At 59.5% G+C, this 20,267-nt stretch carries 16 protein-coding genes; 11 read left to right on the forward strand and 5 right to left on the reverse strand.

Features of this window, described 5'->3' with window-relative positions; translation table 11 throughout:
* Positions 1 to 29: 29 nt before the first annotated feature.
* From uvrC to JFU11_RS24770, 4 genes are all read right to left on the reverse strand, one after another.
* Entirely contained in the window at positions 30 to 1,853 is a 1,824-nt protein-coding gene (gene uvrC / locus JFU11_RS24755) for an excinuclease ABC subunit UvrC (RefSeq protein WP_201062400.1), read from the reverse strand.
* A 2-nt stretch (positions 1,854 to 1,855) separates the two neighbouring features.
* On the reverse strand, positions 1,856 to 2,497 hold the full coding sequence (uvrY, locus tag JFU11_RS24760; protein ID WP_008015884.1) for a UvrY/SirA/GacA family response regulator transcription factor: 642 nt from the start codon (positions 2,495 to 2,497) through the stop codon (positions 1,856 to 1,858).
* Positions 2,498 to 2,624: 127 nt separating this feature from the next.
* Positions 2,625 to 3,068 carry a GNAT family N-acetyltransferase gene (locus tag JFU11_RS24765; protein ID WP_201062401.1) on the reverse strand — a complete coding sequence of 148 codons (444 nt, stop codon included), beginning with the start codon at positions 3,066 to 3,068 and terminating at the stop codon, positions 2,625 to 2,627.
* Complete coding sequence (locus tag JFU11_RS24770; protein ID WP_201062402.1) at positions 3,069 to 3,827, reverse strand: carbon-nitrogen hydrolase family protein; 759 nt, start codon at positions 3,825 to 3,827, stop codon at positions 3,069 to 3,071. It abuts the gene before it with no gap.
* 625 nt (positions 3,828 to 4,452) lie between these two features.
* On the opposite strand from JFU11_RS24770, the gene JFU11_RS24775 reads away from it, so the two are divergent.
* Positions 4,453 to 5,541 carry a 3-deoxy-7-phosphoheptulonate synthase gene (locus tag JFU11_RS24775; RefSeq protein ID WP_123722397.1) on the forward strand — a complete coding sequence of 363 codons (1,089 nt, stop codon included), beginning with the start codon at positions 4,453 to 4,455 and terminating at the stop codon, positions 5,539 to 5,541.
* A gap of 60 nt (positions 5,542 to 5,601) precedes the next feature.
* On the opposite strand, the gene JFU11_RS24780 is transcribed toward JFU11_RS24775, so the two are convergent.
* Positions 5,602 to 6,654 carry a hypothetical protein gene (locus JFU11_RS24780; RefSeq protein ID WP_201062403.1) on the reverse strand — a complete coding sequence of 351 codons (1,053 nt, stop codon included), beginning with the start codon at positions 6,652 to 6,654 and terminating at the stop codon, positions 5,602 to 5,604.
* A 339-nt stretch (positions 6,655 to 6,993) separates the two neighbouring features.
* Here JFU11_RS24780 and JFU11_RS24785 point away from each other — a divergent pair, with 339 nt between their 5' ends.
* From JFU11_RS24785 to JFU11_RS24830, 10 genes are all read left to right on the forward strand, one after another.
* Positions 6,994 to 7,875, forward strand: a complete 882-nt coding sequence (locus JFU11_RS24785) for a triacylglycerol lipase (RefSeq protein WP_123722395.1) — start codon at positions 6,994 to 6,996, stop codon at positions 7,873 to 7,875.
* A 134-nt stretch (positions 7,876 to 8,009) separates the two neighbouring features.
* Positions 8,010 to 8,291: a peptidylprolyl isomerase gene (locus tag JFU11_RS24790; protein WP_007898306.1), complete on the forward strand. Its 282-nt coding sequence runs from the start codon at positions 8,010 to 8,012 to the stop codon at positions 8,289 to 8,291.
* 135 nt (positions 8,292 to 8,426) lie between these two features.
* Positions 8,427 to 10,295 carry an extracellular solute-binding protein gene (locus JFU11_RS24795; RefSeq protein ID WP_201062404.1) on the forward strand — a complete coding sequence of 623 codons (1,869 nt, stop codon included), beginning with the start codon at positions 8,427 to 8,429 and terminating at the stop codon, positions 10,293 to 10,295.
* On the forward strand, positions 10,295 to 11,356 hold the full coding sequence (locus tag JFU11_RS24800) for a microcin C ABC transporter permease YejB (protein ID WP_201062405.1): 1,062 nt from the start codon (positions 10,295 to 10,297) through the stop codon (positions 11,354 to 11,356). Before JFU11_RS24795 ends, JFU11_RS24800 begins: the two co-directional genes overlap by 1 nt.
* Positions 11,356 to 12,378 carry an ABC transporter permease gene (locus JFU11_RS24805; RefSeq protein WP_123722392.1) on the forward strand — a complete coding sequence of 341 codons (1,023 nt, stop codon included), beginning with the start codon at positions 11,356 to 11,358 and terminating at the stop codon, positions 12,376 to 12,378. Before JFU11_RS24800 ends, JFU11_RS24805 begins: the two co-directional genes overlap by 1 nt.
* A 27-nt stretch (positions 12,379 to 12,405) precedes the next feature.
* Entirely contained in the window at positions 12,406 to 13,986 is a 1,581-nt protein-coding gene (locus JFU11_RS24810) for an ABC transporter ATP-binding protein (protein WP_201062406.1), read from the forward strand.
* 158 nt (positions 13,987 to 14,144) lie between these two features.
* Positions 14,145 to 15,560 carry a sigma 54-interacting transcriptional regulator gene (locus JFU11_RS24815; RefSeq protein ID WP_123722390.1) on the forward strand — a complete coding sequence of 472 codons (1,416 nt, stop codon included), beginning with the start codon at positions 14,145 to 14,147 and terminating at the stop codon, positions 15,558 to 15,560.
* A 280-nt stretch (positions 15,561 to 15,840) separates the two neighbouring features.
* Positions 15,841 to 17,232: a GntP family permease gene (locus tag JFU11_RS24820; protein WP_123722389.1), complete on the forward strand. Its 1,392-nt coding sequence runs from the start codon at positions 15,841 to 15,843 to the stop codon at positions 17,230 to 17,232.
* Positions 17,233 to 17,239: 7 nt separating this feature from the next.
* Positions 17,240 to 18,013 (forward strand): 3-hydroxybutyrate dehydrogenase, encoded by a 774-nt coding sequence (gene hbdH, locus JFU11_RS24825; RefSeq protein WP_201062407.1) that lies wholly within the window; start codon positions 17,240 to 17,242, stop codon positions 18,011 to 18,013.
* Between the two features lie 228 nt (positions 18,014 to 18,241).
* Positions 18,242 to 20,197: an acetoacetate--CoA ligase gene (locus JFU11_RS24830; protein WP_201062408.1), complete on the forward strand. Its 1,956-nt coding sequence runs from the start codon at positions 18,242 to 18,244 to the stop codon at positions 20,195 to 20,197.
* Positions 20,198 to 20,267 lie beyond the last annotated feature (70 nt).

The raw sequence follows: 20,267 nt of genomic DNA on the forward strand, positions 1-20,267 counted from the left end.
ACAACTGGCTACGAGGTGAGTTGGGCATTCTACTCGCTGTGCAGATTTGCATAAATCAACTCTGCGAGCTTTTTGCTGATTCCGGGTGCTTTGGCGATCTCTTCGATGCTGGCACGAGACAGCTCCTGCAATCCACCAAAATGTTTCAACAAATCGCGTCGACGTGTAGGTCCCACGCCGGCAACGCCCTCAAGTGTAGACGTGCGGCGAGTTTTTCCACGACGTGCGCGGTGCCCGGTAATCGCGAAACGGTGGGCTTCATCGCGGATCTGCTGGATCAAATGCAGCGCGGGAGAATCTCCGCGCAAGGTGAATTCATGGGCCGCATCGTTGAGGTACAGGGTTTCGAAACCGGCCTTGCGCGTCGCGCCCTTGGCCACACCCAAAAGAATCAGGTCTGGCACAGCCAGTTCGTTAAGCACGTCACGGGCCATGGACAGCTGACCTTTACCGCCGTCGACCAGCAGGATGTCCGGCAACTTGCCCTCGCCGTCCTTCAATTTGCTGAAGCGTCGGGTCAGGGCCTGGTGCATCGCGGCATAGTCATCGCCCGGGGTAACGCCTTCAATGTTGTAGCGGCGGTAGTCGGACTTGATCGGGCCTTCCGGGCCGAACACCACACAGGAGGCCACGGTGGCCTCGCCGCTGGAATGGCTGATGTCGTAGCACTCAAGACGTTGCGGCGGCTCGTCCAGTTTCAGCACCTCGGCCAAGGCATCGAAACGTGCCGCAACGTGTTGTCGGTTAGCCAGACGTGCGCCCAGCGCTTGCTCGGCATTGGTGACCGCCAATTGCTGCCAGCGTGCTCGGGTACCGCGCACTCGATGGCTGATGGTCAGTTCGCGACCGCGCAGCTCTTCGATGGCTGCGATCAGGGTCGGAAAGTCTTCGTGAACCACATTGACGATCAGCTCGCTCGGCAAGTCGCGCTCGGGACTGCTGATGAAGTATTGGCCGAGAAACGCGGCCATGACTTCGGAAACGTCTTCCTCGATACCCACCTGCGGAAAGAAGTTCTTGCTCCCCAACACCCGGCCACCGCGCACGCTGATCAAGTGCACGCAGGCGCCACCTGGATTGACGAACGCCGCAATCACATCGATATCGCCCGTCCCGCCTTCCATGCTCTGTTGGTCCTGGACCCGACGCAGCAATGAGATCTGGTCACGCAGTTCGGCGGCGCGCTCGAACTCGAGGTTAACCGCCGCCTCCTCCATGGCCGCAGACAACTCGTCCGCCAGGGCATTGCTGCGACCTTCAAGAAACATTACCGAGTGGCGTACATCTTCGGCATACACCTCGGGCTCCACCAGCCCCACACACGGCGCCTTGCAGCGCTTGATCTGGTATTGCAGACAAGGTCGAGCGCGGTTCTTGTAGAAGCTGTCTTCACACTGACGAACAAAAAAAGCCTTTTGCAGCAGACTCAGGCTTTCACGAATCGCCCCTGCGCTGGGATAAGGGCCGAAATATTTGCCCTTGGCCTTTTTCGCGCCCCGATGAATGCTCAAGCGTGGGAACTGGCCATCCGAGAGAAAGACGTAAGGGTAGGATTTGTCGTCGCGCAGCAGGATGTTGTACGGCGGACGCCATTCCTTGATCAGCGTCTGCTCAAGCAGCAAGGCTTCGGTTTCGTTGGCCGTGATGGTGGTTTCGACCTGGGCGATACGGCCCACCAGCGCGGCGGTCTTGGGGGCAAGACCGGCTTTGCGGAAGTAACTCGCCAAGCGCTTCTTGAGATTTTTGGCTTTGCCGACATAAAGCAGCCGCGCATCGCTGTCGAACATGCGATAGACGCCCGGCCGCCCACTGACCGTCGACAGAAAAGCACTTGGATCGAAGATTTCAGTCATTTTCAGAGGCTGGCATCAACCATGCCGTGACGAACCGCCAACAGCGTCAACTCGACATCGCTGCTGATCGAAAGCTTCTCGAAAATACGGTAACGGTAGGTATTCACTGTTTTTGGCGACAGGCACAGTTTGTCGGAAATGATCTGCACCTTTTGACAGCCGACAATCATCAACGCAATCTGGATTTCCCGCTCCGACAAGGCGTCGAAGGGCGAATCATTGGTTGGCTGGAACGACTTGATCGCCAGTTGCTGGGCAATTTGCGGGCTGATGTAGCGTTGCCCGGCAAACACCAGGCGAATGGCCTGGACCATTTCCGGCAATCCGGCGCCCTTGGTCAGGTAACCCGCGGCACCTGCCTGTAACAGCCGGGTAGGAAACGGATCTTCTTCGCACACGGTGACCGCGACGACTTTGATGTCTGGATGACTGCGCAATAATTTGCGCGTGGCTTCAAGACCGCCGATCCCGGGCATCTTGACGTCCATCAGCACCACATCGGGTTTCAACTCACGCGCTTTCAGCAGGGATTCCTCCCCTGACTCAGCCTGGCCGACTACTTGCAGGCCATCGATGTCAGCCAGCATTCGTGTAATGCCTGTACGAACGAGATCATGGTCATCGACTACTAGCACCCTAATCAAGCAGACACCTCGCGATTTGGTCTTATTGGGTTGTCGGACACCTTAGCAAAAAGCAACTGGCAGACCTAGCGGCAAGCCGCATATAAAAAGTGTCAATTCTTCTTGCGAGGCTTGCCGCCAGTGTGTTTCAGCGATGCAGTTCATTGATATCACGCTGCATTCTCAGGAAACACTGGTCTTGACCGACCACCTTGAGACCCTTTCTCTCGTAAAGCATTTTTGCCGGATTATTTTCAAAGACGGTCAGACGCAATGCCGGACGTCGTTCCTTGCACGCCATCGCGAATACCTGATCGATCGTCCAGGAGCCGGCGCCCTGCCCCTGGTACGCTGTTAATAAATGCAATTCGCGGATATACAAGGCACTAGCGTCGCGGCTCAGACTGACATACCCCATCAACGTGTCATCACGCACAATCAGCCAGTTTTCGCGTCCCTCCCAGGCGACATCAAAGGCCTCGTCCAGCCACAACAGCTCATGTTGAATGTAGTAGCGAAGCATATTTCGACAAGTCAGGTTACGAGCAAAGTCCAGATCCCGAGACGTTGCCGGACGCAATTCGAAACCCATTCAAGCCTCCGCCACAGCGACGATTTGCCCTTTCCAGCCATCAGCATTGCGACGAGCAACGACCATAAGATTCCCCGTACCCGGCGCCGCCACAATCAACGTCCCGTCCGCCGCCCAGATTGCACTGCGCCCTGCCGACTCCCAGCCACCCGTTGCGCCACCATGGTTGGCCATCAGAACCGCCATCGAGTGGGTACAAGCATAGCCCTGCAATAGTGCGGTATCCGGAGCGTAGCCGTTTTCTGTGACCAACACGCCCGCAGCGTAAAGATCAGCGCCCTGCCGTGCCGCGGTTGCCGCGTGGCTGGCGTGAGAAAAATCGGCGCATACCGCTAGCGCGACGGTGTCGCTACCGATCTTTAATGTCGAACCGCCCGTTCCCGGGGCAAATGCCACTTCCTCGCCTGGGTGCAGATGTTGCTTGCTGTAAACCCCAAGCGAACCATCGGCACCCAATACCAGTGCGCCGATCAATACCGGCGAATCGTTCGACAGACGAATCGGCATCCCAACGACACTGGTCACACCGACTTCCCGCGCGAAGTCGCGCAGCGGTTGCAGCACCCTGGCGTCTGGCGCTATGGCCAGCTCCGCCGCCAGGCCGCGTTCGTACCCGGTCAGCGACAGTTCCGGAAACACCAGCAATTGCACGCCTTGCTCTGCAGCAACCTGCATGAAGCGCCGATGCCAGGCCATATTGGCGGCAAGATCACCGGCGATGGAGATTGATTGAGCGGCGGCAATGGTCAGTGTCGTCATGGTTCGTCCTTGTCGTTGTGGTGATTGGGCGCAGCGCAAAGTGTGTCACAACCCCCGACGTACTCAAGCGATAGAAAAGCCCATGATCATCGATAGCATTTTCTTATTGAATCCGCGTACCGGCCTCTAGTAAGCTCGGCGCATTCATCGGAGACAGACCATGCTCAACGCCCTCTCACAGCTTCGTACCGCCAGCGCCCCGCGCTCGGTTGCGGCTGCCCGGGCGAATGACGTTTGTGCTTCGGTCAGCTTTTATTTTGGGTATTGGTTTAGCCACTGGCGCGCCTGATACCCACACGGCGCCCACTTTAAACGGGTCGCCACCAGAGAATTCTCAACCCCCGGTCGGCTCCCCGACCGGGGGTTTTGTTTTTTCAGCCCTGAACATTTTTAGCGTCAACCAGACAATTTGAGGATTCACGACATGAACTACGCCACTTATTACCGTTACGACAGTTTTACCGCCTGGCGATTTACCAGCCTCCGCTCGGGACAGCCTGCCGCCTCCGATCGGTCACCCACAGGTGGCAAGCACACACACGCAGCCAATCCGGCCAATTGTCGAACACCCCAGTAGGGCCGAGCGCGCGGGAACGAACCCGCCGCCAGCCCAGGAAGCCCGAATATGAACTCGTCCGTCTCTGCTCTGCCGCTGTCCACCCTGAGCCCTGCCAATGAAGCGCTGACCTTGCGTCTGCCCAGTTCATTGCAACTCAAACAGCAATTACCCCTCAGCAATGCCCTGACCCGGCAAGTCGCCGACCACCGTGAGGCGGTTCGCGCGATCCTCAACGGTGAAGACTCCCGTCTGCTGGTCATCGTCGGTCCCTGCTCGATTCACGATCCCCGTTCAGCCCTCGAATACGCCGCCAACCTGGCCCGTCTGTCTGCGCAAGTCAGCGATGAAATGCTGCTGGTGATGCGCGCCTACGTCGAAAAACCCCGCACCACGATCGGCTGGAAAGGCCTGGCCTACGACCCGCATCTGGATGGCAGCGACGACATGGCGGGTGGCTTGACGCTGTCCCGCGAATTGATGCGCGAAATGCTCCAGCTGGGCTTGCCCGTTGCCACCGAACTGCTACAACCGATGGCCGCCGGCTACTTCGACGACCTGTTGAGCTGGGTCGCGATTGGCGCCCGTACCACCGAATCACAGATCCACAGGGAAATGGCCAGCGGCCTGAGCATGCCAGTAGGGTTCAAGAACGGTACCGATGGCGGTGTGGCTATCGCCAGCGACGCCATGCGCTCGGCCGCCCATCCGCATCGCCATTTCGGCGTCGATAGCCAAGGGCACCCTGCAATTATTCAGACACCGGGCAACCCCGACACCCACCTGGTACTGCGTGGAGGCCATCGCGGGCCGAACTACGACCGCGACAGCATCGCCCAAGTGCACAGCGATTTGACCAGACTCAAGATCCCGGCGCGGATCATGGTCGACTGCAGCCACGCGAACAGCGGTAAAGATCCAATGCGTCAGCCAGCCGTGTTCAACGACGTGCTTGAACAACGCCTGCAAGGTGATCGTTCGCTGGTCGGCATGATGATTGAGAGCCATCTGTTCGAAGGCTGCCAGCCATTGAGCCCGTCGCTGCGTTACGGGGTGTCGGTAACGGACGGCTGCCTTGGCTGGACCGGGACGGAACAACTGTTGCTGCAGGCAGCCGAGCGGCTTCGTACGCAGCGCCATACTCAACAGCCAAAGTGACCAATGCCCGCCTTCCGGTTTTCAATCGAAAACCGGAGGGCGGTCGACGTTAAAACCTGTTTACGAGTGCACTTGCACCAACGTGGCTTCGGACTGCTGGCTCACATCGTCGAGACGCTCGACCGAATAGGCTACTCGGACCGTCAAGTCCTGATGCTCGCGCCAAAACCTGTAGGGGACGATAAATACCAGCGGTTGACCGGCCATTTCCCTGGAGACTTCACGATCATCGCGATGATTGAAATGCTCTCCGTCACATTTCAGATAGACCAGTTCCCCCTCTTCAGCCTGAGCATTATCGATCACGACGGTGACACCATCGATCGCATCTTGCACATCCAGCCAACCCTCATCGGCTTCCAGCACGGTAGGTGGCAAAAGCGGTTCTCGTTCCAGCGCGCCGATCAACAGTGGTGCAAGCTCCGAGAAGCGTGACGCCTGCCCCTTCTGCTCGACGCAGTAGCCGATCGTAACGGCAGCCCCGAGATTGGATGCAATACAGTCAGGACTTACCCAGAACGACAGTTCACCACCCACTGCAAAGGATTCGACTTTCAATGTGTCATTGAAACTCGCTTGTGGCGTAGCACCTGCCCAGGACAGCAAGACCCGATCTCCAGGCGCCATCCGGGCATACGGTCTGATCGTCACGCGCGCCCCCTCCACGACTCGGTCCGGATCGAGCGTGCCGCCCACCGCATCGTTCACAATCACAGGCAGCAAATCTGGCCGGGCATCACCGACGCTCAGGTATAAACGCCCGGACTCCACAGGTTCACAAAAGCGCGCAGTGTAGAGGGCGTAATAAACCTCGAGTGACCCGCCGTCCAATGCGGTGATGTGCACGGCCGATACGCAAAAGACAATCGCCCTGCCCACCTGAGCTTCGCTGACAAACCGCGATACCTCATGCCGATACGCAACACCCTCTGAATCAATACCTGACCAGAACATGACCAGTTTGTCTCCGCAGGCCATGTCCGGGTAAGGCGCGACGGTGATAATCGCCTTATTGTCGGACGGATCGAGTGTGGCGTTATCCGCCTGATCCAGCTGTGGTGCCACCAGGCATTGCTCTACAACATTCAAGTTATCTGCTTCATAAGAAGTCATTTATACGCTCCAGTCCTTGGAATCAATGTCGCCTTGAGGTCGACATCGAACGAAGCCTATTGAAACCCGCGGTGCTGATTCGCGCTGCCGGACAATTGCGTCGTCTTGCACGGTAAAAGGACGTTTCAGCAGTAGGTCATTGCGAGGAAGCTCGCAGTCATCGTTAAAAAGATGTCCGGATATTCCGACCAAGACCTCATGCTCATTCGAGCTTTCGTACAATTTCTATTCCGTTTTCATCAGGTTACAGCGGCTTTTTCATACATCGCCGAGCAGGTGGTGTGCTTTAGAGTGCGCCCTTGAGCACACACCTGACCTACCGTGAAAAAAGGAATGTACATGCTACGGAATGCAACCACTCAGTATCCGATCCTGCTGGTCCATGGGCTCTTCGGCTTCGATCGCATCGGCAACCTTGAACTGTTCCATGACGTCAAACTGGCCCTGAGAAGTGCCGGTGCGAGGGTTTTCATCCCACACCTGTCAGCCACCCACAGTAATGAAACCCGCGGCGAACAACTGTTGGCGCAGATCGACCGGGTATTGCAAGGAACCGGTGCAAGCAAAGTCAACCTGATCGGTCACAGTCAGGGTGCACTGGCTGCACGGTATGCGGGGGCGCTGGCGCCGGAGGCTGTCGCTTCGGTGACATCGGTCAGCGGGCCGAACCATGGCTCGGAACTGGCCGACTTCCTGCGCAAGGCGCTGACGCCCGGGCGCCTGCCGGAACTGGTCGCCGGAGCGGTGGCCACCCTGTTCGCCGACTTCCTCTCATTGCTCAGTGGCAACCGGCACCTGCCGCAGAACGCCATCGCCGCGCTCAATGCACTGACCACCGAAGGCGTTGGCGCATTCAACGACAAGTACCCTCAAGGGTTACCGAAAACCTGGGGTGGCAAGGGTCGTGAAATGGTAAACGGCGTGCGCTACTATTCCTGGAGCGGCATCCTGCAGGGAAACATTCTCGATGAGGGGCTCCATGCACTCAATCCGCTGCACGGATTCCTGCGGGCCTTCTCCCACTATTTCACCACCGAAGCCGAACAGAATGACGGCATGGTCGGTCGATTCAGCGCCCATTTGGGGAAAGTGATCCGTTCGGACTATCCGCTGGATCATCTAGATAGCCTCGGCCAGACAACCGGTCAGGTCCGCAAGGGCATCGACCCGATCGCCCTGTACGTACAGCATGCCGAACGCTTGAGAAATGCCGGCCTTTAAGCAATGTCTTGATGCCATGCGATAGACGGAACTGATATCCACTGAATTGATATTCACGGAACTTTGAGAGAGAAATAGCCCACTGAATCCGGTAGGCTCCGCACTTTATTGAACATTGAATGGAGTATTTTCCCATGGCCAAAGCCACTGCCCGTCACATCCTGGTTTCCAGCGAAGAAAAGTGCAACGAACTCAAAGCCCAGATCGAAGCCGGTGCCGACTTCGCCGAAGTCGCTAAAGCCAACTCCAGCTGCCCGTCCAGCCGCCAGGGCGGTGACCTGGGTTCGTTCGGTCCAGGCCAGATGGTCAAGGAATTCGACACCGTGGTTTTCAGCGCACCGATCAACGTGGTCCAAGGCCCGGTCAAGACCCAGTTCGGTTATCACCTGCTGGAAGTGACCAGCCGTCAGGACTGATCAACCCTAGAGTTTGCTACATAACGGCCCGCCTTTTGGTGGGCCGTTGTGTTTTCGTTACGTGATACGGCTGGCGAGGGACGCGCCGCTAGCGTACAAATTGTGGTTATCGACCACCCGGCTCTAAGGCTGACAATGCGACTGGTTTTCCCCACTTTGTTGTTCACTGCCGTGGCCCTGTTATTGGGCGCCGCCGGTGTGAACGCTGCACCGCAACATGCGTTGACCGTGTACGGTGAACCGGCGAAGTATCCCGCTGGCTTCAGTCATTTCGCCTACACCAACCCGCAAGCGCCCAAGGGCGGCACGATGCGTCGCTCGGCGATGGAAATCGGCCATTTCGACCATATCCTGCCGTACATCGACAAAGGCACGGGTGTCACGCAGATCGACGGCTTGATTTACTCACCCCTGGCCCAGCGCTCGCTGGACGAGCCCTATACCGTTTATGGCCTGGTGGCCCAACAGATGGAGCGTTCCGACGACGGACTGTCGCTGCGTTTCTATCTGAATCCGAAGGCCCGTTTCGCCGACGGCAAGCCGATCACCGCCGAAGACGTGCGCTACACATTCGACCTGCTGATGACCCAGGGCAGCCTGCGCTATCGCACGCAATTCGCCGACGTCAAAGGCGTCGAAGTGGAGTCACCACTCACCGTTCGGTTCGACTTCAAGAGCAACGAAAACCGTACCCTGCCCCTGGACCTCGCGACCTTGCCGGTATTTCCCGAGCACTGGTGGAAAACCCGCGACTTCGCTAACGGCGGCGGTTACGAGCCGCCGCTGGGCAGCGGACCGTACCGCGTAAGCAAGGTCGACTCCGGGCGCAGCATCACCTTCGAGCGTAACGCCGACTGGTGGGGCAAGGATTTACCGGTCAGCCGCGGCCTCTACAACTTCGATCATTTCAGCATCGAGTACTTCGGCGATACCGACGTTGCCCGTCAGGTTCTGCGTGGCGGCGCCTACGATTACAACCGCGAATTCTCCGCCACCGCCTACTCCATCGGCTACGTCAGCCCGGCGCTGAGCGACGGTCGCCTGCAAAAGGCTCACCTGGCCAAAGAGGCACCGCAATCGGCCCAAGGCTTTGTGTTCAACCTGCAAAACCCGATGTTCCAGGACCGCCGCGTGCGCCAGGCCCTGGCCATGCTCTGGGATTTCGAGTGGAGCAACCGGCAGATGATGCGCGACCTGTACATCCGCCAGCAGAGCTACTTTTCCAATACCGACCTTGCAGCCCGGCAACTGCCCGACGCCGGTGAGCGGGCGATTCTCGAACCGCTGCGCGGGCAAATCCCCGACGAAGTCTTCACCCAGGTCTTCGAAGCACCGAAAACCGATGGCAGCGGCGTGATTCGCGACAAACAGTTGCAAGCCCTGGACTTACTCGAACAGGCGGGCTGGGAACCCGATGGCGATCAACTGGTCAATGCCCAAGGTCAACCGCTGAGCTTCACCTTCCTGATCAGCCAGAACGGCATGGATCGATTGCTGCTGCCTTATAAGCGCACCCTGAAACAAATCGGCATCGACCTGAATATTCGCCGCATCGACGCCTCCCAGTACGTAAACCGCCTGATGTCCCGGGACTACGACATGATCGTCACCGGCTACCCGGTCACCACTTCGCCGGGCAACGAGTTGTACAACTATTTTGGCTCGGTAGCGGCCAACGATCCCGGCTCCAACAACTACATGGTGCTGAAGAACCCCGCGGTCGATACGCTGGTCAACGGCCTGGTTCGCGCCACCACCAAGGCTGACATGCTGCGCTACGCCCATGCCCTGGACCGTGTCCTGCAATGGAACTTCTATTGGATTCCCAATTATTACCCGCCAGGCAGCTCGACCGTGTGGTGGAACCGCTTCGGCATTCCCTCTGTACAGGCGAGCAATGAGGAAGCCATCGAGAGTTGGTGGGAAGTGAGCTCCACTCCCTTGACCAACCAACAGATGACTGCCGAGCTCATCAAACGCGGCAAACCCGGAGGACCGCACTGATGTGGGCTTACGTACTGCGGCGCTTGCTGCTGATCATTCCGACGCTGGTGATCATTCTTCTGGTCAATTTCATTATCGTCCAGGCTGCACCGGGTGGCCCGGTGGAACAAGCCATCGCGCACCTGCAAGGCATCGGCGGAGCGAATGTCGGCGGCGGTTCCAGCGAAGCCCTGCAGGGCAGTTCGCGCGCCAGTCGCGGGCTCGATCCGCAGTTGATCAAGGAGATCGAAAAGCAATACGGCTTCGATAAGCCGGCACCGGAACGCCTGTGGCTGATGCTCAAGAGCTACGCCCACCTCGACTTCGGCAAGAGCTTTTTCCGCGGCGCCACCGTCACCGACCTGATTCTGGAAAAAATGCCGGTGACCATTTCCCTCGGACTCTGGGCCACGTTGATCACCTACCTGGTGTCGATCCCTCTGGGCATCCGCAAGGCCGTGCACCATGGCAGCCATTTCGATATCTGGAGCAGCACCGCGATCATCATCGGTTACGCCATGCCGGCGTTCCTGTTCGCGATGTTCCTGATCGTGGTCTTCGCCGGCGGCACGTCGTTGAACTGGTTCCCGGTACGCGGCCTGGTCTCGGACAATTTCGAGTCACTGTCGACCCTGGGTAAAATCACCGATTATTTCTGGCACCTGGTGCTACCGGTGACGGCGCTGGTGGTCGGCGGTTTCGCGACCCTGACCATCCTCACCAAGAACTCCTTCCTCAATGAAATCACTCGCCAGTACGTAGTCACCGCCCGGGCCAAGGGCTTGAGCGAACGCCGGGTGCTTTACGGCCATGTGTTTCGCAACGCCATGCTGCTGGTGGTGTCGGGGATTCCGCAGGCCTTCATCAGCGTCTTTTTCGCCGGTTCGCTGCTGATCGAAGTGATTTTTTCCCTCGATGGCCTGGGGCGCATGAGTTACGAAGCCGCGGTATCACGAGACTATCCAGTGGTATTCGGTTCGCTGTTCATCTTCACCCTGTTCGGTTTGCTGATAAAAATCATCGGTGACCTTTGCTACACCCTGGTCGACCCACGTATCGACTTCGCCGCGAGGAACGCCTGATGTTCAAGCTCTCGCCGCTGGGCCGTCGCCGTTTCGAACGTTTCAAGAAAAACCGCCGGGGATGGTGGTCGCTGTGGTTGTTTATCGGCCTGTTCCTGCTGACCCTGGGCGGCGAGCTGATCGCCAACGACAAACCGCTGATGGTCAGTTATCAGGGCTCGCTGTATTTCCCGGCGCTCAAACGCCACACCGAGCAGGAGTTCGGTGGGCAATTGCCATTCCAGGCTGACTACCGCAGCGATTACGTGCAGAAGCTGATTCACAAGGACGGCGGCTGGATGCTGTTTCCGCCGATCCCGTTCAGCGACGACACGCCCAATTACGACCTCAACCAACCCGCACCGAGCCCGCCGTCGAAGGTCAACTGGCTGGGCACCGACGATCAGGCCCGGGACGTGTTGGCCCGGGTGATTTTCGGCGCGCGGGTGTCGATCCTGTTCGCGCTGGCGCTGACCTTCATCAGCGCGTTGATCGGCATCGCCGCTGGTGCGCTGCAAGGCTATTACGGCGGCTGGGTCGACCTGCTCGGTCAGCGCTTGCTGGAAGTCTGGTCGGGGCTGCCGGTGCTGTACCTGTTGATCATTCTGTCGGGGTTCGTCGAGCCGAATTTCTGGTGGCTGCTGGGAATCATGGCGCTGTTTTCCTGGCTGGCCCTGGTGGACGTAGTGCGTGCCGAGTTCCTGCGCGGGCGCAACCTCGAATACGTCAAGGCCGCCCGTGCGCTGGGCCTGACCGATCGCAAGGTGATCGTGCGGCACATTCTGCCCAACGCGATGAACGCCACCCTGAGTTATCTGCCGTTCATTTTGACCGGGGCGATTTCCACCCTCACGGCGCTGGACTTCCTCGGTTTCGGCATGCCGGCCGGCAGTGCGTCTCTGGGCGAATTGATCGGTCAAGGCAAGCAGAACCTGCAAGCCCCTTGGCTGGGGCTGACGGCGTTTTTTACCCTGGCGCTGATTCTTTCTTTACTGGTGTTCATTGGCGAGGCGTTGCGTGATGCCTTTGATCCACGATCCTGATCCCCGATCATGAGACGGACTGTTGATATGAGTGAAAACCTGATCGAAATCCGTGACCTCAACGTGGCCTTCAGCGGCCAGACCGTGGTGCGCAACCTGTGCCTGGACATCCGCCCCGGCGAATGCCTGGCGCTGGTCGGTGAGTCGGGTTGCGGCAAGTCGGTGACCGCCCACTCGATTCTGCAACTGCTGCCCGAGACCGGCACTGAAACCACCGGCAGCATTCGCTATCGCGGCCAGGAATTGATCGGCGCCGACGCCAACGTCTTGCGCGAACTGCGCGGCAACCGGATCGCGATAATCTTCCAGGAGCCGATGACCTCCCTCAATCCGCTGCACAGCATCGAAAAGCAGATCGGCGAAACCCTGTTGCTGCACAGAGGGCTGGGTGGCAAAGCGGCGCAAGCGCGGATTATTGAGTTGCTGCAACTGGTTGGCATCCAAAAACCCGAAGTGCGCCTCAAGGCCTACCCGCACCAACTGTCCGGCGGCCAGCGGCAACGGGTGATGATCGCCATGGCCCTGGCCTGCGAACCGGAATTGCTGATCGCCGACGAGCCAACCACCGCGCTGGATGTGACGGTGCAGCGCAAGATCCTGCGGCTGCTCAAATCCCTGCAAGAGCAACTCGGCATGTCGCTGCTGCTGATCAGCCACGACCTCAATCTGGTGCGCAGCATGGCCCAGCGGGTGTGCGTGATGCACGCCGGGGAAATCGTCGAGCAGGCACCTTGCGAAACGCTGTTCACCGAGCCGAAACACCCTTACAGCTGCGTGCTGCTGAACGCCGAGCCGGAAGGTGAAGCCCTGCCCCGGGACGAGCGTGAAAACGTGCTGGAAGTGGAGAATCTGCAAGTGCAGTTCACCCTCAGTGGCGGGCTGTTCCAGCGTAAGACTTACCTGCGCGCGGTGGACGGCATCAGCCTGAACGTTCAGCGCGGCAAGACCCTGGGCATCGTCGGTGAGTCCGGTTCAGGCAAGTCCACGCTTGGTCAGGCGATCCTGCGCTTGCTTGATTCCGAAGGCAGCATTCGCTTTCAGGGGCAGGCGCTGGATGGCCTGACGCAAAAGCAGCTGCGGCCATGGCGCAAGAAGATGCAGGTGGTGTTCCAGGATCCCTTCGGCAGCCTCAGCCCGCGAATGTCCGTGGCGCAGATCATCAGTGAAGGCCTTGAGGTTCACAGCCAGTCCACCCCGGACGAATGCGAAGCCCAGGTGATCCGGGTGCTGGAAGAAGTCGGCCTCGACCCGCAAAGCCGTCATCGCTACCCGCACGAATTCTCTGGCGGCCAACGCCAGCGCATCGCCATTGCCCGCGCACTGGTGCTGAAACCGGCGCTGATCCTGCTCGACGAACCGACCTCGGCGCTGGATCGCACGGTGCAAAAACAAGTGGTCGCCCTGCTCCGCCAGCTTCAGGAGAAACATGGCCTGACCTACCTGTTCATCAGCCACGACCTGGCGGTGGTGCGCGCCCTGGCCCACGACATGATCGTGATCAAGGACGGCAAAGTAGTGGAAAGCGGCGCGAGCCATGATGTGTTCGAGTCGCCGCAGCATCCGTATACCAAAGAGCTGTTGGCGGCGGCGCATCCGGGGTTGGCATAATCCCGTACGCCGATGAACCGCGTCGCGGCCATCGCGGGCAAGCCCGGCTCCCACAGGTTTTATGTCGTGTCCACATTCAGCGGCAACCCCAAATCCTGTGGGAGCGGGCTTGCCCGCGATTGGACCAGCACAGGCAATACTTAATCAGGATCAGCCCCATGAACACCACCGAAAGCCTCAAGGACTACCAGCGCGTTCGCACTCTGGCGATCCGTTCGCTGTTCGAAATCATCGAGCAATCGAGCGAGGGCACGGTGATTGTCGACCGCGATGCGAACATCGTCTGGATGAATGAGCGTTATGCCCGGCGTTTCGGTCTCGAATCGGCCGCAGGTGCGATCGGCAGGGCCTGCGAAAGCGTGATCCCCGGCAGCCTGTTACGCGAGGTGGTGCGCACCGGACGACCCATCCTGCTGGACATGCAGGACACCCCCAAGGAACCGTTGGTGGTGATGCGCCTGCCGATTCACGACGATGCCGGCGCAGTGATCGGCGCCATCGGTTTTGCCCTGTTCGATGAATTGCGCAGCCTGTCGCCGATGCTCAAGCGCTACCTGAGCATGCAGGAAGAACTGGCCTCCACTCGCTCGCTGCTGCGGGCGCGGCAGACCAAGTACAACTTCGCCCATTTCATCGGCACCAGCGCCGCCAGCCTGGAGGTCAAACGCCGCGCCCGGCGCAGCGCCAGTGCCGAGTCACCGGTGTTGTTGCTCGGCGAAACCGGCACCGGCAAGGAACTGCTGGCCCAGGCGATCCACGGCGCTTCTCCTCGGGCACACAAAGCGTTCGTCAGCATCAACAGCGCGGCGATTCCCGAATCGCTGCTGGAAGCCGAGTTCTTTGGCACCGCCCCCGGCGCGTTCACCGGTGCTGATCGCAAGGGCCGCACCGGCAAGTTGCAAATCGCTCAGGGCGGCACGCTGTTTCTCGATGAGATCGGCGACATGCCGCTGCCCCTGCAAAGCAAGTTGCTGCGAGTGTTGCAGGAAAAGGAATTCGAGCCGGTGGGCTCCAACGAAGTGATCCAGAGCGATGTGCGAGTGATCGCGGCCACCTCCACCGATCTGGAAGCGGCGATCAAACGCGGCGAGTTTCGTGCCGACTTGTATTACCGCCTCAACGTGCTGCCGATTCAGGTTCCGCCCCTGCGTGATCGCCTCGACGACCTGCCGGCCCTCAGCGAAGCGATCCTCGAGGAGCTGCGCAGTCAGCACGAACTGAACCCCGAAGCTTTGGATTTGTTGGGTCAACACGCCTGGCCGGGGAACATCCGCGAACTGCGCAACGTGCTGGAGCGCGCGGCGTTGCTCAGTGATGATTTGATGCTGAACGTAGCGGATATCCGCGCGGCGATTGGCAGTTTTATACCGGTGGAGCGTGTGGCGCCTCTGCCCCTTCAACCGATTGCCCATGAAACCTTCAGTGAAGCTCGCGAACGGTTTGATCGGCAATTGATTGAATCCGCCCTCGCGCAATGCGGCGGGAAGGTTATCGAAGCGGCGGCTCGGTTGGGGCTGGGGCGGTCGACGTTGTACAAGAAGATGGTGGCGTTGGGGATTGCCGAGTCTCCATAAAGAGACATTGATCTCCATTGGTAGATGGATTTTCAGGATCAAAAGATCGCAGCCTTCGGCAGCTCCTACATAGGATTTCCGCATTTCCCTGTAGGAGCTGCCGAAGGCTGCGATCTTTTAAGGCCCTCCGCCCCTATATGGAGACAACCATTTCCCACAACACTGACACATAACATAACCTCTATATCTCTTACTAACTTATATAGATGGCACGAAACTCGCTAAAGCCCTCTCCTACAAAAGCCTCACCCTACAAAAATAACAATCCAGGAGACACACCATGAGTGTGATCATTGCCTTGGCAGCTCTTACGCTGCTGATGGTGGCTGCTTACCGTGGCTACAGCGTTATCCTCTTTGCCCCGATCGCCGCCCTCGGCGCCGTCCTGCTCACCGACCCTTCCGCCGTTGCCCCAGTCTTCACCGGGGTGTTCATGGAAAAAATGGTCGGCTTCGTCAAACTGTATTTCCCGGTGTTCCTGCTCGGTGCCGTATTCGGCAAGCTGATCGAGTTGTCGGGCTTCTCCCGCTCCATTGTCGCAGCGGCAATTCGCTTGCTTGGCACTCGCCAGGCGATGCTGGTGATCGTGCTGGTCTGCGCCCTGCTCACTTACGGCGGCGTGTCGCTGTTTGTGGTGGTGTTTGCGGTCTACCCGTTTGCCGCCGAGATGTTCCGCCAGAGCAATATTCCCAAACGCCTGATCCCGGCGACCATCGCCCTCGGCGCGTTCTCGTTCACCATGGACGCCCTGCCCGGCACTCCTCAGATCCAGAACATCATCCCTAGCACCTTCTTCAACACCACCGCTTGGGCGGCACCGTGGCTGGGTGTGATCGGCACGATTTTCGTGTTCTGCGCCGGCATGCTGTTCCTTCAGCGCCAGCGCAACAAGGCCCAGCGCACGGGTGAAGGTTATGGTTCAGAGCTGCGCAATGAACCGGAAACCGCGCCGGACATCAAGCTGCCCAACCCGTGGATCGCGCTCTCGCCGCTGTTGATGGTGGGCCTGATGAACCTGCTGTTCACCCGCTGGATTCCGCTGTGGTACGGCAAGACTCACAGCCTCTCGTTGCCAGGCATGGCAGCACCGGTGACCACCGACATCGCCAAACTGACGGCGATCTGGGCGGTCCAGGCAGCCTTGCTGGTAGGCATCGTCATGGTGCTGGTGTTCGCCTTTCAGACGATTCGCGGCAAGTTGGCCGAAGGAAGTAAAAGTGCGGTCAGCGGCGCGCTGCTGGCGGCGATGAACACCGCGTCGGAATACGGTTTCGGTGCAGTGATCGCCTCGCTACCGGGTTTTCTGGTGCTGTCCGGCTGGCTCAAAAGCATTCCCAACCCGCTGGTCAACGAAGCGATTACCGTGACCCTGCTGGCCGGCATCACCGGTTCGGCGTCGGGCGGCATGAGCATCGCCCTGGCGGCGATGTCCGAGACGTTCATCAGTGCCGCCCACGCCGCCAATATTCCGCTGGAAGTGCTGCACCGGGTCGCCGCGATGGCCAGTGGCGGCATGGACACCCTGCCGCACAACGGCGCGGTGATTACTTTGTTGGCGGTCACCGGTTTGACCCACCGCGAGGCCTACAAAGACATTTTCTGTATTACGCTGATCAAGACACTCGCTGTTTTTGTGGTGATCGGTACTTTCTACGCCACTGGCATTGTGTGAGGTATTCATGACGACTCTTTCGGGCAAGACCGCACTGGTCACCGGTTCCACCAGCGGCATCGGTCTGGGAATCGCCCTGAGCCTGGCCAAGGCTGGCGCCAACCTGATCCTCAACGGTTTCGGCGATGCGTCCAGGGTGATTGCAGAAGTCGAACAATTCGGCGGCAAAGTCGGCCATCACCCCGCCGACGTCAGCAACCCGGCGCAGATCGCCGACATGATCGAGTACGCCGAGCGTGAGTTCGGTGGCGTGGATATCCTGGTCAACAACGCGGGCATCCAGCACGTGGCGTCGGTGGAAGATTTTCCGGTGGAGCGCTGGGACTCGATCATTGCGATCAACCTGTCGTCGGTGTTTCACAGCACCCGCTTGAGTTTGCCGGGGATGCGCATCAAGGGCTGGGGACGGATCATCAACATCGCTTCGGTGCATGGCCAGGTGGGTTCGGTGGGCAAGGCGGCGTACGTCGCGGCCAAGCATGGTGTGATCGGCCTGACCAAAGTGGTCGGTCTGGAAACCGCTACGACGAACGTCACCTGCAATGCCATTTGTCCGGGTTGGGTGCTGACGCCGCTGGTGCAGAAGCAGATCGATGATCGCGCCGCGACCGGGATCGACCCGCAGCAGGCGCAACATGATTTGCTGGCCGAGAAGCAGCCGTCGCTGGAATTCGTGACGCCGCCGCAGCTGGGTGAGTTGGTGCTGTTTTTATGCAGCGAGGCCGGTAGCCAGGTGCGTGGCGCCGCGTGGAATATTGATGGTGGGTGGTTGGCGCAGTAACCCGCCGCCAGACCCTGTGGAGAGGAAGGCTTGTCTGTGGCGAGGGGGCTTGCCCCCGTTCGGCTGCGGAGCAGTCGTAAAACCGGGCAATGTGGTGTAACTAAAGGCAAAAAGCGGGGTCGCTTCGCGACCCAACGGGGCAAGCCCCCTCGCCACAGGCAAGCCTTCTCATCACAGAGCTCCCTCGCCACAGTAGACTGTGTACACATAAGAAAAAGAGGCCAAGCCATGTCCGACATCCTCTGGCAACCCGGCACCGAGCGCATCGGCAAGACCCGCATGGAGGCCTTCCGGCGCTTCGTCAATCAGCGACACATCCTTGAGATCGCCGACTACCCTGCCCTGCACCAATGGAGCATCGATCAGCGGGAAGCCTTCTGGCAGGCCATCGTCGATTTCTTCGACATTCGTTTTCACGATCAGCCAGACGCTGTGCTGATAGAGGGCACGCAAATGCCCAGCGCCCAGTGGTTCCCCGGCGCCACGCTGAACTTCGCCGAGCACCTGCTACGCCGTCGCGACGATGCCGTGGCGGTGGTAGCCATCGGTGAAAACGGCCAACGGGAACAACTGACCTGGGCCGAACTGGCGAGCCATGTCGCGGGTTTTCAAAACGGCCTGAGAGCCGCCGGTGTCGGTCTTGGCGACCGCGTGGCCGCGTGCATGCCGAACACCTGGCAAACTCTGGTAGCGATGCTCGCCACCACCAGTCTGGGCGCGATCTGGTCTTGCTCCTCGCCAGACTTCGGGACTCATGGGGTGATCGATCGTTTCGGCCAGATCGAGCCGAAAATGCTGATCACCTGCGCTGGTTACCGCTACGCCGGCAAAGAGATCGGCCAGACCGCCAAGGTCAACGAAATCCTCGGGCAACTGCCGTCCTTGCAGCAGTTGATCGTTGTGCCTTACGCACGACCCCAGGCACGCATCGAAGACTTCCACAGCCAGGCCAACGTGACGCTCTGGGACGATTTCTACGACCCGGGCGGCGAGCCGCAATTCGTTCCCGTGCCTTTCGCTCATCCGCTGTACATCCTCTATTCCAGCGGCACTACCGGCGTGCCGAAGTGCATTGTTCACAGCACCGGCGGCGTGCTGCTGCAACATGTCAAAGAACATGGCCTGCACACCGATCTCGGCCCCGGCGACCGCTTGTTCTATTACACAACGTGCGGCTGGATGATGTGGAACTGGCTGGTCTCGGCCCTGGCAGTCGACAGCGCCGTGGTGCTTTACGACGGCTCGCCGTTTCATCCAGGCCCGGAGCGCTTGATCGATCTGATCGACGACGAACGCATCAACGTCTTCGGCACCAGCCCCAAGTTCCTCACCGCGCTGGAAAGCAACGGCGTGAAGCCGTGCGAAAGTCATGATCTGAGCAGCCTGAAAACCGTGCTGTCCACCGGTTCCGCGCTGTCCCCGCAAAGCTTCGATTACGTCTATCGCGCGTTCAAGTCCGACCTGTGCCTGTCCTCGATGTCCGGCGGCACCGACATCGTTTCGTGCTTCGTGATCGGCAATCCGGTGCTGCCGGTACGCCGTGGCGAAATGCAGTGCAAGAGCCTGGGCATGGCGGTGGAAGTCTGGAACGACGCCGGGCAGCCGGTGATTGGGGAAAAAGGCGAACTGGTGTGCACCCGACATTTTCCGGCGATGCCCATCGGTTTGTGGCATGACCCAGACGGGGAGAAGCTGCGAAAATCCTATTTCAGCCTGTTCCCCGGCGTCTGGGCCCAAGGCGACTACGCCGAGCAACTGCCTCACGGCGGCATGCTGATCCACGGCCGCTCCGACGCGGTGCTCAACCCCGGCGGCGTCCGCATCGGCACGGCGGAAATCTATCGTCAGGTGGAGAAAGTCCCGCAGGTGCTGGACAGCGTCGCCATCGGCCAGCAATGGCAGGATGACGTGCGAGTGGTGCTGTTCGTGAAGTTGCGCGACGGTGTCGAGCTGGACGAAGCGCTGCAACAACAGATTCGCCAGGTCATCCGCGCCAACACCACACCACGGCATGTGCCGACGAAGATTGTCGCGGTGACGGACATTCCGCGGACCATCAGCGGCAAGGTGGTCGAGTTGGCGGTAAGGAATGTGGTGCATGGCCAGAAGGTGAAGAACACCGATGCACTGGCCAATCCCGAGGCACTGGAACAGTTTCGCGACCGCCCCGAATTGAACGACTGAAACACGCCCCTCGTAGGAGCTGCCGCAGGCTGCGATCTTTTGACGTTGGCGTCAGATGAATCGCTAAAGA

The sequence above is a fragment of the Pseudomonas sp. TH37 genome, assembly GCF_016650735.1.
Lineage (GTDB): Bacteria > Pseudomonadota > Gammaproteobacteria > Pseudomonadales > Pseudomonadaceae > Aquipseudomonas > Aquipseudomonas farris.